Consider the following 17,406-nt stretch of genomic DNA (forward strand, 5'->3'; position numbering starts at 1 on the left):
CTCTCCCTTTTGCGTACAGAGCAGACCGATAGCGCCTGATCATTTCCCGATTATTCAACAGAGTAACCCCACAAAAAATATTGTTGTTTTGTGTAGCTGAAACGCGCTCCTATACGTTACACCACCTACGCAAAAAACCCAGATTTATCAATCTTTTTGAAGCGCAAACATTTCCCGATCTGTCTTTTTGATTTAGTATTTATCTCCTATTTTTAATAGATTAAGAAGCTGCAATCAGGTCCTTTATATTGAACAGGAAATAGAATATGATCAATAATAAATTGGCGGACAAGGATATTCTACAGGCAATGCTGGTGCCTAATCATCGATGGACATATGCCATAGGATGTTTTGATAAACGCATTACAATTTACTCCCAACAAATACGTGCTTTCAACCTGGCTTATGCATTAATCAAAGAACAGGTTGTAAAAAAAGATTCTTCTGTAGCCATTATCGGAGGAGGCATTGCAGGCATCACGATTGCCGCAGCATTGTGTGCAGATACCAACGTGTTCTTATTCGAACGAATGAACAACCTCTGTTATCTTCAGCGTGGAGACAATAACAGGTATATTCACCCGAATATTTACGACTGGCCGCTCAATGATGAATATAAGGATGATGCCACTGAACTGCCTTTTATGAACTGGAGTGCCGGCTCCGGAGATCATATCGTTCGCCAGCTGGACGTAGAGTTCAATAAATTCAAGGACCGTATCAGGATCTTTAACAATCGCGAAGTAGTTCAGGTGCAGGAAAAAAGCAATAAAGTAGAACTCAGTTTTATCGGAACAGGAGAATTTGCGAAAAAAACATATCCGAAATTAGATTTCAAGACCGTTATCTATGCCGGAGGTTTTGGCATTGAACAACAAAAATATTCAACCAATCCCGAAAATTCATACTGGAGGTGCGAAGCACTGCACCAGGAGCAATTGATACCTACTGAAAATGGAAAACGTTACGCCATTGTCGGTACGGGCGATGGGGGCACCATTGATTGCGCGCGTGCCTATTCAAATGCATTCGATCAGGGCAAATTCATAAAAGCTACTTTGGCAGATCATCACATACTGAAGTTTGTACATGAAATGGCCCGGATCGACAAGTCGGCACTGGAAGCTGAGATGAAACACAAAAGTGATCCACCTGCTTCCGGCGAACCATTTGAAATGAGCGAGTTCCTTTATGAACAATACAGTGAAATCTATATCGAACCGGGCCTCATCGAAAAAACGCTGAAAGGAGGCCGAAGAAACGACAAACCAGTGAAGCTGTATGGTTTATCGAAGTATCCGCTGTCACTGGATACAGCACTGATCAACCGATACTTTATTTTTATTCTGCTTCGTAACGGAAGCATTGAATATCATCAAAAAAAATTCGACAGAAACGATAAGATTCAATTGGAAAGTGAAGAGTTCCATGTAATCGACAGACGCGGACCTGTTCCCGCTTACTCAACACTTTTCAAAACTGTGCCGCCGAAAACATCAGACCCCGACGATTTGCTGAATCAGCTTTGCAAAACCAAGCTCTGGGAAACTGAACTTGATTTTTTTCAGCACACGTTACCCGCAGACGAAGAAGTTCGGATATCGATATTTTACGATAAAAGGCATAAAAATTACAGGCAGCACGTATCTCATATTACAGCAGAGATAAGAGCCTTAGGTGCACATATTGGTTCACGATTCGCATTCGCCGAGTACCATATCGAGGCTTCCCCTACCGGCGTTGCCTCAAACGTAGATCATATAAAGTCCTGCCTGCAATCAGATCAATCGAAAATATCGATCTTGCTTTCCTCCAATTGCCTGGCATTGGGACATGAGATACTGAGCAATAAACGCAACCTCATCATGATCGGCGGCAGCAGATCGATGAACCTGGAGTATCCTATATTGAAAGAAGAATTTCCGGCGCTGTCCATTTTAGGAATTTACCAGAAAATAAAAATGGATAAAGTAATAAAATACATTGCCCTTGCATTCCCCGGCGAACGGATAGGATTCGTATGCAACAGTCAATTCCCTTTCGATATCAAGTTCTTTGCAAAAATGGCCGATTGCCTTCACAATCATGCCGAGCATAAAGACGCATTTGAGTTAGTGCGAATCGACGTATCGGGCCCAACTATCACAAATGAAATGCACAGCTGCAAAGTATTGACCGGTCGGTTATTCGTTCACCTTAACGGCGGTTTCTTTTATCAGAATAAGCCTTTCATAAGCTGTTACGAATCCGATGAGGAAAGAGGCGCTATTATGACGCTATCGAACTGGTTCGATGATACAGCAAAAAAAGTGGTTGAGTATGGCATCAGAGAAATGATTGAAGCAAAACCAGCTGTGAAGCATGTGAAATTTATTAAAGAGCCTGTTAACTATATCATTCCCCGAAATGCTGCAAAGTTTGGCATTACGTTTAATGAGGCTATAACGTATGTCAGCCGCAAACGGCAGCAGAACAACCGCTGAGTTATTAAATTGAACACCGATTAATCAATATGGATACTCCAGTAACACTACTAATCCCTAAAAAAACCGATATCGAGCATGAGCAAATATTCGATGCATGGGTTAAGAATGGCGGGAAGATCAGAAGACTCGATAAGTTTTGGATCAAAGAGGAAGATCTCAGCCAACAAAGAATAGCAATATACGGCAATCAGGCATTTGCGCTGGTTGTAGCTCAACTGTACAATGTAGAGCTACTATCGCCAGATGATTCTTTAATTGCAAGACTGGATGAAAAATACACTAAAAGACATATTCAATTAGAACAGCTCGGTGATCTTAAAGAATCAGACTTCCCCACTTTCATCAAACCAGTGATTCCAAAAATGTTTCTTGCAGGTGTTTTTGGAACCCTGGAAGAATTCAGTAAGAATACGGCAGGACTGCAGACAACGGAAGAAATATTGATTTCAACCATCATCGATAATATTCAGGCCGAAGCCAGGTGTTACATCAAAGACGGAGCAGTGCTGGATATTGCTCTTTACGAAGGATCCGCCGATGTAAAAACAGGAGAAGCGTTTGCCGCAGATTTCATCGCTCACAATGGCACACTCCTGCCCAGAGTTGTAGTGGTGGATATTGCATACAGTGAACAAACCGGATGGTTCGTTCTTGAGTTCAACGCCTGCTGGGGCGCCGGACTAAATAACTGCAAGGCCGAAAAGGTAATTGATTGCATTAAGGGAGCAACAGTCAGCAACTCGTAAGGAATACACTCACTGATCTTATTGATCTCAAAGCCCCGCAGTTGCGGGGCTTTGATTGTACTGCATAAACCGAAGTTCGGGTTTCTGAACCCATTCGATCAAGGTGTATAAGTAACTTTCACTTTCTTGTCTGTGAGAAATAGTACCACCGCAGCAATACAGCAAAAAAGCGAATTGTAATAGTGATGATATTCCTCATTCGCCATATGTACCGTAAACGCTCCTATCGCAAATGGAAACAGCCAGAGAATGGACAGTCGCAGAATTTTCGGATACGCAAGCCCTATCAGCAATCCTATCGTCCCCACTAACTCTGCATACCCGATAAATAAAGTCCAGTTGGTATTGAAACCAAATCCGGCCATTCCTTTCATCATGCGTGGCCATTCAAAAACCTTAAACAGTGCAGCATAACCGAAGATAAACACAAAACCGGTGTAGAATATGCCGCGGATAATATTCAGATCTCCTTTCAACAGGTTCGATAATTTCGTTTTCATAATTTCTGATTTTCTAGATAATGCCATATGTTTTGTTCATTGCCAGCAAGAGCACGGGAATAAGAGAACAATAAAGCAGGTTGTAAAACTGCTGATCTTGTTTTCTGAATAACGAAATAACAGTTACCGGAACCAGCCAGATAAAAGGAATGGCCGAAAACGGCGCATAGAAAATTCCGATAAAAAGCGCAGCAGCTCCGAGCAACAGCAGAACTCCTGAAATTTTGTTCCCGGCAGACAGGTTATTGAAACCCATCCAGCCTGCGATAAAAATATACCCCAGATAAAACAGCCAGTACACACAGAAAGTGTCACTGTGAATGTGAATGAGAAAGCTCTCTAAAATCGTTGTCATAAATTGTTTTTGAAATTACCCTTCAAAATTATTATGACCGTATCAAGCAAAATAGCTCTCTGAGAGCAAAAAATAGTCCATTCCGGTCATTCATTTATTTTCTTCTTCTTAATTTTACAGGGCATCGGCAATCACAATCATCAACTTCGACTCTCTATGATTTTCGAATACATGCAAGATGGCACACTGAATTTTCTGGAAGCGTTTGCAGCAAGGACTGGTTCAGAAATAACGCATAATCAGATCGCCATTTCGGGATCTCCTGGAAAGGGAACGATCATTATGGCCGATATGGAAGCGGGACTGAAGATGGCGATATTTCATCTTACTCTTCAAGAGGATCTTGTATTCAGAGGAAACGTATCGCAATCAAGACCTGATGTGCTTTCCATCAGACTGCAGGTAAGCACAGCAGCCAGCCATCATATCCCTTTTAAACTTCAGCTGAATGAGTACGCGCAGCCGGATACACTGATACAACTTGCTTCAAACGATATAGCCTCCGATATAAGATTTGCAGCGGGCTCCACCATCTTCGCTACCCTTATTCTGGTGCAGCGCGATTTATTGAAAAGTTTACTGGGAACCAACGATCATGCGCTTGTTAAACATATCATCTGCAATAAAGGTCCTCACTTCTACAACGAGGCCATGACGCAGGAGATACAATGCGTGCTGGCCCTGATATTCAAAACAAACGACAACGAATTGTTCGGGAATTTATATTACAGAATAAAAGCAACCGAACTGATCTATCAGCTTTTTTACAATCTCGCCAAAAGAATGGACACACCTTGCATTTCAATCCGCAAGGATGATCTGAGCAAGGTGCACGAGGTGAAAGACCATATCCTTTCCGACCTGAGCATAGTTCCCGAACTCCATGCACTGGCAACCATGACGGGCATGAGCGAGTCGAAGCTGAAGCGGATATTCAAACAGGTTTTCGGCAACAGCATCTATAACTATTACCAGACAGCGAGAATGAATGAGGCGGCTTACCTGATCAGGAAAAATAATCTATCAATTTCGGAAGTGGGATATAGGTTGGGATTTTCAAACCTGAGTCATTTTTCGAGATTGTTTGATAAGCATATTGGGATTAAGCCGAAGAAGTATTCGCTGCTGAAAGGAGAGAAAGTATAAAACAATCTTTTATTTCATTCAAACTCAATTTGAATCTGTATTTTCGTTTTCCAGCCCTACAATTAGTTTTATTGAAACCCTAAATCCGCTTGCATGGAGCTTTCCATTGCCGGCCTTTTACTGCTATGAAATGGCTTTTCCTATTGTCACTTTGCACATTATTCTTCGGCGTTTCTGTTATTGCACAAGACAATCCAAAAGAAAACAACAGGATTCTCCCTCCTTCTCCTACTGCTGCGTCATTGGGAAAATATGGAGAGATTCCTGTTTCGCTTTACACAGGAACACCTAATATTTCAATACCCGTTTACAATATTCAATCGGGAAGTTTATCAATTCCTGTAGGTGTCTCATATCATACAGGAAGTGTAAGACCCAATGATATTCCAGGCTGGGTCGGGCTAGGTTGGTCATTGTCTGCAGGTGGAGTGATAACCAGAACAGTGAAGGATATACCTGATGATTCATATGGATTCAGCACAGGTTCGGGAACAGGATTTTATTATGATCTCATTGCAGACAACCCCAAGTTCCATTATGTGTTTGATGACTTAGCAACCTATCCACCTCCTTCGAGAACTACTGCATTTTTCTGGGCCAATGAAGGAAGAGAAAATGATCAGAAACCGGATGATTTTAGTTTCAATTTTGCAAACTTTTCAGGGCAGTTTTTTTTCGGTCAGGATGCAAAAATCCATCAACGATCTCAGCAGCCTCTAAAAATTGAATTTGAACTGGCACAAGTTCCTGAAACCGGAATACTTGGAGTGAGTTCAAGCAATCACATCAACCGATGGATCATTACAACAGGTGAGGGCGTCAAATATTATTTCGACGCTCATGAATGGTCTGCCTCCCAGGTGGGGCAGGGACATATGGCCTATATTTCCAGCTGGTATCTCACATCCATCATATCTCCTACAGGCGAAACCGTTACTTTGGAATATACCAATACGCCGGGGAAATATCGCGCGAAAGAATCAAGAAATGAAAAAATAGGATACCTGATTCCGAGTGGCAGCGACAACAATTTCATTGATCTTTCACAGAAATCCAAAAACGAAAGTCTCGATCAGGTAATCTATCTGAAAAAGATAAATTTCAGCAATGGATACATGACGTTCAATACGGTAAAACGCAATGACCCAATGTATCTGCCCCGGGGTGTTACGCCCAGCACACTGGAAGAACAAAAACTTGATCGCATTGACTTATTTTCAAATGCGGAAAATGCACCTCAAAAATTGCTATCATGGAAATTCACTTACGACGAGTACAACCGGTTAAAACTTACATCAATCACTAAAACAGGCAACGCAGAAACGGCTGAGGAAGTTACGTCATTGGAGTACGACCCTACAGCATTTGAAGGGCATACAGGAGATGCCACTTATCCTAACCCATACGACATAAATTCGGTCGATCATTGGGGGTATTTCAATGGAATGGGCACAGCTAATAAGATACCTGTTCACTATAACCCAAGAAATCTAAACCAAAAAGTGGGTACTGCAAACAGAGCAGCCAATCCTAATTTGGCAAAAGCCAGCCTGCTAACCAAAATCACCTGGCCTACAGGAGGTTTCACTGAGTTTGATTTTGAACCACATTCGTTTGGCACAGTGGTAGAAATAGACCCAAACCCCAGACCACCTGAGCAGGCGTGGAAGCTTCTCGCTGATTACTATATGAGCGGCCCTGGCGGAACAAACGGATACATGTCGTGCCCGGGGGATTATGCCAATATAACTTTTACCCTCCCCGAGCCTACCGTTATCAGAAAGATTATTTCCGACAAGTGGGTTCAAAGCGATCTCAGGCCTTCGTGCAGAACAGAATACGAAACATTTCAGATGGACGTGACAGATTACCTGCAGGCAGGTACTTATAATCTCAATGAGGTACTTGGCAATCGAATATCTACCGATTGTGCCGGACTCTCAACCGACCCTGTAACAGAAAACAATGAATTGATCTGCCTTGACCACACCAGATACGCACTTTTTGTTCCCAATACCTATAACACTGATGGTCCCGGCTCAGGCATAGTAAGTCGCCCCACAGGTGGCGCAAGAATCCGTCAGATCAGATCATTTGATGGCATCAAAACCACTTTGGTAAAAACCTACGAATACCTAAGCGGCAATTCATCGAGTGGGGTATTAAATAAAGAGCCCATTTATATGGAACCCGATCTGACCTTTCAACTGATTGGTGCTCCTCCTGCAGCAATAGCTGGATGGACACTGGCATCGTATCCTATAAAGGGTATGCCGGCAGGCAGTCATATCGGATATTCAGAAGTAACTGAAAAACTGGAAGACGGCAGCAAGACTGTGTATTTTTTTACCACCTATTCAGATCATGCTGATGGGAAGCCGTATGAAATATTCAAGATGGAATATGGGCCAACAATCAACAACGATGCAATGAGAGGCCTCCTTACCAATACATATGTGTATAACAATGCAGGGAATATAGTAAAATCAGTTTCCACAGACTACGATTGGAGCCAAAACGAATATATGGGAAGAATGGTGGACAATCAATACATTTTCCTCGCCTCCGGCACCAATTCTCCGGAAGGGACTACAGCCTCGTCCAGATCGCTAATCCCATCCCGATTCGTGGCAAAAAAATCGGAAACTGAAAGAATATATAACTCCAATGACCAAACGTCATTTCTGGAAAACGTAACGGAGTACAGGTACAATCTGGATAACTTACAGATCAAAGAAGTAAAAACTACCAACAGCAAGAAGCAAACCATTCTCAGCCAGACAAAATACCCGGTAGATTTCACCGGAGGAATCTATGACCAGATGAAAGCACAAAACATAATTCTGGTTCCAGTAGAACAAAAAACACTGATCGGTCAACCATCATCAGAGCTGACTTTAAAAAGAACCGATTTCCAGATGGTTCCGGGAAACACATTCATCAAACCAAGTCAATCCAGTTCATCCACCAAAGGGAATACGCCAACTGTTGATGTAACATTCGACAAATATGACAATCAGGGCAATATTCTTCAACTTACCCCCAAAAACGCCCCAACCACCAGTTATATCTGGGCATACGGTGGCACCATACCTATCGCAGAAGTAAAGAATGCCAAAGTGAATGACATTGCCTATACATCCTTCGAGACAAGTGAAAACGGTAACTGGCAATTTACTGATGCAACGCGTACAACCACCGAAGCAGTTACCGGCCACAAATCGTACAAACTCACCAGCGGAACACCAATATCCAAAACAAGATTGACCGCAACAGACAAATACATCATCAGCTACTGGTCGAAAAACGGGGCTGCAAATGTAAACGGAACAGCAGCTTCAGCAGTGCTGCAAAAAAATGGCTGGACCTGTTATCAGCATCATCTTTCAGGCGCTTCAACTGCAACAATTGCAGGCAGCAATATTCTGATAGACGAACTTAGATTATATCCAGCAGGAGCCATGATAACAACGCTCACCTACGATCCGCTGGTAGGCACCACCAGCCAGTGTGATGCAAGAAATGCAGTTTCTTATTATGAATATGACGACCTGCTTCGGTTGCTTCGGATCAGAGATGCGGACAAAAACATTCTGAAGCAATATCAATACGTTTATAAATCATATCCGCACACGAACCCTATATGGGAAAGCACGGGCATCACCAGATGCAAACCCTGTGAAGCCAACAACAATTATGTATTGAACATTACGCAGAAACAGGAAAGAGATATGAACCCCGGCAGCAGCACTTATAATCAAACCAGATGGATCGATGGCACGGCAGGAAACTGTGTAATAACCGCAGACTGGCAGAATACGGCTACTGCTGCACGTTGCAAAAAGTATGCAGGCATATACAATACAGGGGTTCAGGAACGAGAACAAAAAGATTTGAACCCCTGCAGTCCTACCTATAACCAAACAAGATGGATTGACCTGGGCATCAACCTTTCAGCCTGTCCACTGCCCAAACCCTATGTAAAATTCGGGCTGGAGAATTATACTCAATACGGATCAGAGCATCGGGCAGACCTTGTTGTAAGATTTTACTATGATGAGGCGTTGACCATTCCTTACGAAGCGAAAAATATTTCTTTGAAGTTCAGGGAAGAAGTATCTGGCAGTCTGTGCAACTGCACACTTGAATCGAACCCATATACAATTTTGTGTAATGGCTCTGAAACCATTTTGTTTGAACAGGTTGCAATAGGCCGCGAGCAGCATGGTTCAGGTGAGGTAGACTATATATCCACTTATTATTATCTACTCACGGGTGAAACGTATTATGGAGGGGATTAAGCGATAACAGAATGAATGACACAAAATAAGATGGGCGGAACTCGAATGTTCTGCCCATCTTATTTTTATTGGGATATCTCAAAAAAATATCACGGGCAAGACTACCCGTGATATCATATCCCCATTGCTGGGGCCTTTCATTCAAATTACCATTCCCGGCAGGAATACCGGCAATGTACTAATCGAGTCCGTTAACTCATTAACCTTATCCTAAAATGAAAATAGTGTACGATGATAAAGAAAGATGTGTGCGAATATTTTTACAGTACATTTTAATAGATTGATTATAAAGGATTTTAAAGACGAAATTTATTAGGCAAATTCGTAGCATGGGACGTAAGGCAAAGAAAAGAGTTATTGTACCTACCATATCCGAAAAGGAAATCGACTCCATCCATCTGGCAATTGGAAAAATCATCAAAACAAAAAGGGAGGCGTTGGACTCCACCATCGACGATTTTGCCTATCAGGTAAATCTTTCCAGAAGCGGTTTGATAAGAATTGAAAAGGGGCAGGATCTTACCATTCGCAGTCTGCTGAAAGTATTGCGTGGACTGAATATTACGCCAGATGAGCTCTTCCGCACAGTAACCGGAAAATAGGACTGCCTCTCTCCTTTTTATCGATTTTTTCAAAAAATCACCGGCAAGACTACCGGCGAATCTAATCACTCCCCATGCTCACATGGGGCCTTTCATTCATTGAACTATTCCCGATAAGAATACCGGCAACGTACTAATCAAGTCCGTTAACTCATTAAACTTATCCTAATTGAAAAAAATTTAATGTTATAGCAACTCCATAAAGGAGCATATTTAATAAATGGTTCCCAGCAGGATTACCAGGAACGAACTAAGTCAGAACCATTAACTCTTAAACCTTATCCTATAAAAAAATTTTGGAGAGTGAGCTGCAATAAAAAAATGGGGCGGCTCCATCTCTGTAGGAACGGCGCGGAAGCTGCCAGTACAGAGTTGATAGGAGCGCACCCCATCATTTTTGAATATGATGAAAGTGCGCGTTCTACTATCACTTGCCCTGTATAAGCTTCCGACTTTATCCAGCAAGAGTATAGCGAACACGACAATGAAGAACTAGTCTATTGAAGGTCGCAAAAATACAGTAAAAAGAGCATCACTTATTGTAGTGTGCTCTAATCAGTTATAATAACCTTAACCTTGGCGAAAATAGTAAATATTATATTGAAAACACAATTCATTTATGTTTTTTCACATTAATACTTTGTTTTTATATAATTTGCTTGTGTTTTTGCACTGAAAATCAAATAATTAGCGGCCCTTATATTTGCTTCCGACAAAATATGTCAGCGCCGAAACCGAAATACAATAACCTTAAGGTTGTTATGGTTCAACATAACATGGACAATCGTACACTTGCGCAATTTTTAGACATGAGTGTGAATTCGATTTCCTTATGGAGAACCAACAAAGCTCAACCTGACCTGGAGACTATTCACAAAATAGCAGGATACTTAAAATGTGATCCGCGGGACATAATTGCAACCAGAACATGGCCTGCCGGCCCATCTCAGGGCGAACTGGATATAGCCAAAAGAGATAAATTGAAACAAAAGCCCAAAAAGGCTGCGAAGAAAACCTCAAAGAGGTCAAAAAGATAAGGCTCACTGTATCAGGTATACGCAGCAGACTATCTCTCAAGTTGCAACTGATCAACTAATATCATTTTCAAATTTTCATCGATCTTACACCAGCATATTGTATTCCACAGGAATACCCATACACTTTACAATGCATTAGAGGCGCGATGTTTGCAATACCGCAGCAGAAGGTTGCGTTCAGATAAAGATTAAGTCGTTACAGAAGAGAAAGAAAACGGGGTGTACCCCTACCACTACCTGGGAAGGCGCGGAAGCTGCCTGTCTGGAGGTAGATGATAGGAGCGCACCCCATACATGCAATATGCTGGTGGTGCGCGTTACACTATCACTTGCCCCTGGTGAAGCTTCCGACTTTTCCCGGCAAGATCATAGCGAACACGTCAATACTATTCTACTATTGATGGTCGCAAAATTTTATTAAGAACATCCGATTCCCGAAATGTTCTGTCTGTTTATTTCATGTTTTAGAAAAGTAAAAATAATAAAACAACGCAAGTATAGTGTCATATATGACTCTTTATTTTTGAATTCTCAATAATAACGCTTCAAACATAGGATTTTACAGGTTGGTTTATTTGGGCAAATTCGTGGTATGGGTAAGGGAGATAAACAACCTACGGTAAAGCACTTAACAGACACTGACATCGATCAGATATTTTCCCGTATCGGAAAAAATCTGAAAGAACGCAGAAAGCAGGTAGGCATCTCACTCGACGATCTCGCCTACGAAAGCGGCGTATCGCGCAGCACCCTCACCCGTATGCTCGAAGGCGAAGAGGTAAATGTTCGTAACCTGCTTAAAGTAGTCTACAGCCTCGGCCTCAGTATCGATCAGGTGATCAGCTTCAAAAAATAATCCCCTCAGATTACATCGCAGATTTCGTTCGGAACCATGCAGGCAAAGTTAACCGCAACGATTATTTCATTCAGCTAATTCTTCGCAAAAGTTGACTGGGATCAAGAAGAAAACGTCCTCCTCCATTCCTCTGTAACCCTTGACTGTACAGCATTTCATCAGATACGCACATTTTATCGCACCTCATTTCTTTGCCTGACTTCCAAAGCTCAATACCTCTGCATTATACTGCTTCGCCCCTGTTAAACTGCACTATTTCAACTTCTCCGCAGACAGCCAATAAAAAAAGCAGAGACATTGCTCTGCTTCGTATTTTCATTCACCATTATTCAGTTGTATCAGCGCTCCGGCGCTTCGCCCCTACTGCTGATACGTAGCCACGCCATAATGTTTCAGCGCAGTTACTTTCAGCTTCTCTCCTGCCACATATACTTTCTTGTACTCACGGAATTGTTTGTCCTTATCCAAAAAACCAATGATGGCCGAATACTTTTCAGGTCCTTTCTTTATCACCGGTTCCGGCATGGTCCCGAAATTCGGCAGCTTCAGTGTATCCGTTCCGGTGATCTCTTCAAACTCCAGTTTCATCAGATAATGAAATGTTTTTTTCGTTTCGAAAAGCTGTACTGAAAAATACCAGTCGTTCAGCGGATTGTCGGTCTTCACCCGATATTCAGCCGCCGCTTCCTTTTTGATCTCCGTTCTTTCATCAGGCACTTTGGTGGCTGCATTCACTACTTCTTTTTTCTCTGTTGCTCCGGTTGCTGCATCTTTCGCAGGCTCTGTCCCACACGCTAATGCCATAAAAGGAATAAGGGTCGCAATTACTTTCTTCATATACTGTTTCAACTTTTAGTAAACCTGCTATGCCGGGAAACTTACTTTTTTCTGAGGATATCTGTCCACGTACTGATACACCAGCCCCCGGATATAATCGTTCTCAGGATATCTGGTGAGATGATCTTTCAGCGCATCGAGATCCGCAACACCTGCATCTCCGGGCAGATAGCCCATTCCATAGAATCGTCCTTTTTCGATGAGGATGCAACTCTGCTCGCCGGTATTGTTTCCTTCCCCAACAACGGCAAAGCTCGGCAATAATTGTTCCAGATATGCAATAGCATCTTCCACTCTTGCATTGTATTGGTCGGGGGTTTCTTTCTGCTCGCAGGCACCTAGACATGCATGTCCTTCCACACCAACACATGCTGCATTATCCGTTTGCACAAAACACAATTTGGGACAGAGATGATAGGCTTCCATCATCTTCCGCATCAGGCGATGCCCTTCTATCAGCAGATTGAAGGTATACAGCGGTTGCAGGTGTTTTTTCTGTTTCTCGATGCAGAGGCGGATGTACCCGTTCCTGTCTTCATAACGATATAGCCCAAACGCAGGTGTGAACTTCTTCTGGCTTCTGTTGAATTCCGGCCAGAGCCTTCTGATCTCTACATTTTCGAGAATGAAGGCCATCAGTTCCGTGCCGGTGGGTTCGAAACTGATATCGTGAATATTCCGAAGAAACTCCTGCCGCTGTTTGCCTGTTCCGTTATGTGTAAAGTGACTTCGCACGCGATACTTGATATTCTTGGCCTTGCCCACATAGATCACTTTACCTTTCTGATCGTGGAAATAATACACTCCGGGAGTATAGGGAAGCTTGTCGATAACCGTTTTCGGCAGATGCGGTGGAAGCGATTGTTCAGCTGATTTCTTCTTTATAAATTGTGCAATATGCGGCGCAGCATCGTTCTGCAGCAGGTGCTCGAAGAGCTGTACGGTAGCGTCGGCATCACCACCGGCGCGGTGACGATGTTCGTTGCTGATGCCGAAATGCCTGCACAGGTTACCCAGACTGTAACTGGGCAATCCCGGAAAAACTTTGCGGCTAAGTCTTACGGTACAGAGTTTCTGTGTTTCCAGTTCGAACCCGGCGGCGGAAAGATGATGTTTGATGAAGCTGTAATCGAAATTTACATTATGTGCTATGAACACCTGATCTTTCAGCAGATCGTACACGGTTTCGGCCAGTTCTTCAAATCTGGGGGCGTCGGCTACCATATCCGGAGAGATGCCTGTGAGGCTCTGGATATAATACGGGATGGCCATGGCTGGTTTCACAAGGCTTTCAAAACGCCTTATCACCTTATCTCCATCATGCAATACAATGGCAATTTCCGTAATATCATTGCTGGCTGCATATCCCCCGGTAGTTTCAATATCGACAATGGCGTACATAGCGGGCATAAAGTTAGGAAGAACCCGTAAAACTGGGGCTTGCACCTGTAAAATCCTTATGCTAACTTTGTATCCAACCCATCCCTGAAGAACCCCGTATATTATTGATTGGTAGAACCTCACGACCGCAGTTTACACGTACAGACACTCCTGGCACCGTATCCCATGACAACCGCTAAAAACAACAATTTTTTCCGGTTTTACCTAAAATGTGTTAGAGTATGAAAAAACAGAATCAATTAGGGGAGAATTTTAAAGTATTCCTGATCGCAGTAGGTTTTTTAGCCCTGATCATGTTTCTCACCTGGCTGTACTGGTACGGCCTTTAGGCCCGAAAGTGCTTACCTGACCGCCATATCAAATTCTTTACCGGCAATCATCTATCCCATGATGCCGGTTTTTTCTTTTCCAGCCCCGTATTGCTTACCTTTGCCATCCTTTAAAGATGTAGTCACTTTTATGGAATTAAGCAAGAATTACAACCCGGCTTCTGCAGAAGACAAATGGAATCAGCACTGGAAATCGAAAAAGTATTTCAACAGCAAACCCGATAGTCGCCCGTCGTACACGGTGGTGATACCTCCACCCAACGTCACAGGCGTTCTGCACATGGGGCATACCCTCAACGAAACCGTTCAGGATATCCTCGTCCGCAAGGCCCGCATGAGCGGGTTCAATGCCTGCTGGGTTCCCGGCAGCGACCATGCTTCCATTGCCACAGAAGCCAAGGTGGTTCAGATGCTCGAAAAAGAAAAGGGCATCAAAAAAAGTGATCTCACCCGTGAAGAATTTCTCAAACATGCTTTCGAGTGGAAGGAAAAATACGGAAACATCATCTATCACCAGATAGACAAACTGGGCTGTTCTGTAGACTGGGACAGGGTTTCGTTCACCATGGACCCCGACTATTACCGTTCGGTGATGAAGGTATTCGTAGACCTCTATAACAAGGGTATGATCTATCGCGGCGCGCGCATGATCAACTGGGACCCCGCGGCAAAAACCGCCCTCAGCGATGAGGAAGTGGAATACCGCGATGTTCAGGGCAAGCTCTACTACGTAAAATATTTCGTGGCTGATGAAAACGGTAAACCAACGGCCGATTTCATCACCATCGCTACACAACGCCCCGAAACCATCATGGGCGATACGGCAGTGTGCGTAAATCCTACAGACGACCGCTACACTCACCTCCATGGAAAGAAAGTGCTGGTTCCGCTGGTGAACCGCGCCATTCCTATTATTCAGGACGAATATGTAGACAAAGAGTTCGGTACCGGCGCACTCAAAGTAACGCCCGCACACGATATCAACGACTACAACCTCGGTCTCAAACATAACCTGCCTACCATCGATACCCTGAATGCCGACGGCACCCTTAGCCCTGCTGCTGAGATCTGTGTGGGTCAGGATCGTTTCGAGGCACGCATCAGCATCGTAAAAATGCTGGGTGATGCAGGTCAGCTTATCAAAGAAGAAGAATACCAAACGAGAACCGGATTCTCCCAGCGCAGCAATGCCGTGGTTGAGCCGCGCATCTCCACGCAATGGTTCGTGAGCATGCGTTCACTGGCCGATAAAGCACTGAATGCCGTAACCAGCGGCGAGGTTCGCATCCATCCGGGAGATAAATTTCTCGCCACTTACAAATACTGGCTTGAGAATGTAAAAGACTGGTGTATCAGCCGTCAGCTCTGGTGGGGTCAGCAGATCCCTGCATGGTACGACGAGAAAGGAAACTTTGTTGTTGCCGAAAACGAAACAGCTGCCTATGCAGCATTTCAGCAACAGTTCGGGTACGAAGCAAAACTTACTCAGGATGCAGACGTACTCGATACCTGGTTCAGCAGCTGGCTCTGGCCTATTGAAGTGTTCAAAGGAATTACCAATCCCGGTAACCCCGACATCAATTATTACTACCCTACGGCTGTGCTCGTAACCGGACAAGACATCATCTTCTTCTGGGTGGCGCGCATGATTATGGCGGGTATGGAATATATGAACGAGAAACCATTCAGTGATGTGTACTTCACGGGAATGGTGCGCGATAAACTGGGAAGGAAGATGAGCAAGCAGCTCAACAACTCTCCCGATCTGTTGAAACTGATCGAGGCATCGGGTGCAGATGCGGTTCGTTTCGGAATCATGATCTCCGCTCCTGCGGGTAATGATCTGCTGTTCGATGAAACATCACCTGAACAGGGCCGCAACTTCAACAACAAAATCTGGAATGCCCTTAAGTTGCTGAAACTCTGGGAAGCCAATCTGGCAAAGGGTTCCGGCGATACCGATCATTTCGCTATCAACTGGTTCAATAACCGCCTGCAGGAAGCTAAAGCAACTGTTGAAAAACAATTTGCCGACTTCAAACTGAGTGAGGCGCTGAAAACCATCTACTCACTGATCTGGGATGATTTCTGCAGCTGGTACCTCGAATGGGTGAAACCACCGTTCGGAGAACCAATGAGCGAAGGCATCTATAACAAAACGGTAGAGTACTTCAGCGAACTGATGCAGTTGCTGCATCCTTTCATGCCATTTGTAACCGAAGAAATTTACCATCTGCTGGCAGAGCGTACAGACGATCTCTGTGTGAAGCAATTCACCGCAGCAGGCGATGTAAATGCAAAGCTCATCCGTCAGGGTGATCTGCTGAAACAGGCTATCTCAGGCATCCGCGACCTTCGTCAGAAGAATCAGATGAAGCCGAAAGATCCGATCACAGTGTACATCCAAACTACTGATCAGGCGGCATATGAAGGCATCCTCCCGATTCTCGCCAAACAGGCGAATGCAACGGAGATCCTCTTCGTAAACGAAACGGTAGCAGGCACACTCACTATTGTGGTGGAGAAAGATAAATACTGCATTGCAACGGAGAAGCCGCTCGAAACCGGCAATCAGAAAGAGCAATTGCTGAAAGATCTGGAATACCTGAAAGGCTTCCTCGTTTCTGTTGAGAAGAAACTCGGCAATGAGAAATTCGTTGCCAATGCCAAACCAGAGATTCTGGCAAACGAGCAGAAAAAGAAAGCCGATGCACTGGAAAAAATGAAGATCATCGAAGAGAGCCTTGCGCATCTGCAATAAATGCAAAGCGATCTGTCGAAAATAATAAAAGAGGATGTCTCAGCTGAGG

At 43.7% G+C, this 17,406-nt stretch carries 11 protein-coding genes; 7 read left to right on the forward strand and 4 right to left on the reverse strand.

All coding sequences use genetic code 11. The annotated features are described in order from the left end of the window. Positions 1–266 precede the first annotated feature (266 nt). Both HHL16_RS12980 and HHL16_RS12985 read left to right on the forward strand, forming a co-directional pair. Entirely contained in the window at positions 267–2,483 is a 2,217-nt protein-coding gene (locus tag HHL16_RS12980) for a hypothetical protein (protein WP_169425623.1), read from the forward strand. Positions 2,484–2,512: 29 nt separating this feature from the next. Then, positions 2,513–3,232, forward strand: a complete 720-nt coding sequence (locus tag HHL16_RS12985; RefSeq protein ID WP_169425624.1) for an ATP-grasp domain-containing protein — start codon at positions 2,513–2,515, stop codon at positions 3,230–3,232. Between the two features lie 98 nt (positions 3,233–3,330). Here HHL16_RS12985 and HHL16_RS12990 read toward each other — a convergent pair whose 3' ends face one another. Together HHL16_RS12990 and HHL16_RS12995 are read right to left on the reverse strand one after the other, a co-directional pair. Continuing rightward, on the reverse strand, positions 3,331–3,732 hold the full coding sequence (locus tag HHL16_RS12990; protein WP_169425625.1) for a DoxX family protein: 402 nt from the start codon (positions 3,730–3,732) through the stop codon (positions 3,331–3,333). Positions 3,733–3,745: 13 nt separating this feature from the next. Further along, positions 3,746–4,087 carry a hypothetical protein gene (locus tag HHL16_RS12995; RefSeq protein WP_169425626.1) on the reverse strand — a complete coding sequence of 114 codons (342 nt, stop codon included), beginning with the start codon at positions 4,085–4,087 and terminating at the stop codon, positions 3,746–3,748. A 156-nt stretch (positions 4,088–4,243) separates the two neighbouring features. Between HHL16_RS12995 and HHL16_RS13000 the strand changes: the two genes are divergently transcribed. The 4 genes from HHL16_RS13000 (at position 4,244) to HHL16_RS13020 (ending at position 12,029) form a co-directional block, all read left to right on the forward strand. Next, the gene (locus tag HHL16_RS13000) at positions 4,244–5,233 is read left to right on the forward strand and encodes a helix-turn-helix domain-containing protein (protein WP_169425627.1); all 990 of its coding nucleotides are present in this window, start codon (positions 4,244–4,246) and stop codon (positions 5,231–5,233) included. A gap of 125 nt (positions 5,234–5,358) precedes the next feature. Further along, positions 5,359–9,534: a hypothetical protein gene (locus HHL16_RS13005; protein ID WP_169425628.1), complete on the forward strand. Its 4,176-nt coding sequence runs from the start codon at positions 5,359–5,361 to the stop codon at positions 9,532–9,534. Between the two features lie 329 nt (positions 9,535–9,863). Beyond that, the gene (locus tag HHL16_RS13010; protein WP_169425629.1) at positions 9,864–10,136 is read left to right on the forward strand and encodes a helix-turn-helix transcriptional regulator; all 273 of its coding nucleotides are present in this window, start codon (positions 9,864–9,866) and stop codon (positions 10,134–10,136) included. 1,629 nt (positions 10,137–11,765) lie between these two features. After that, a complete protein-coding gene (locus HHL16_RS13020) occupies positions 11,766–12,029 on the forward strand; it encodes a helix-turn-helix transcriptional regulator (protein ID WP_169425631.1) in 264 nt (87 codons plus the stop codon). Between the two features lie 360 nt (positions 12,030–12,389). On the opposite strand, the gene HHL16_RS13025 is transcribed toward HHL16_RS13020, so the two are convergent. Both HHL16_RS13025 and HHL16_RS13030 read right to left on the reverse strand, forming a co-directional pair. Further along, positions 12,390–12,866, reverse strand: coding sequence for a hypothetical protein (locus tag HHL16_RS13025; RefSeq protein WP_169425632.1), 477 nt, complete (start codon positions 12,864–12,866; stop codon positions 12,390–12,392). 27 nt (positions 12,867–12,893) lie between these two features. Then, the gene (locus HHL16_RS13030) at positions 12,894–14,276 is read right to left on the reverse strand and encodes an exonuclease domain-containing protein (protein ID WP_240966129.1); all 1,383 of its coding nucleotides are present in this window, start codon (positions 14,274–14,276) and stop codon (positions 12,894–12,896) included. A gap of 450 nt (positions 14,277–14,726) precedes the next feature. Here HHL16_RS13030 and HHL16_RS13035 point away from each other — a divergent pair, with 450 nt between their 5' ends. Continuing rightward, positions 14,727–17,357, forward strand: coding sequence for a valine--tRNA ligase (locus HHL16_RS13035; RefSeq protein ID WP_169425633.1), 2,631 nt, complete (start codon positions 14,727–14,729; stop codon positions 17,355–17,357). Positions 17,358–17,406: the final 49 nt, after the last annotated feature.

The sequence above is a fragment of the Pseudoflavitalea sp. G-6-1-2 genome, assembly GCF_012927185.1.
Lineage (GTDB): Bacteria > Bacteroidota > Bacteroidia > Chitinophagales > Chitinophagaceae > Pseudobacter.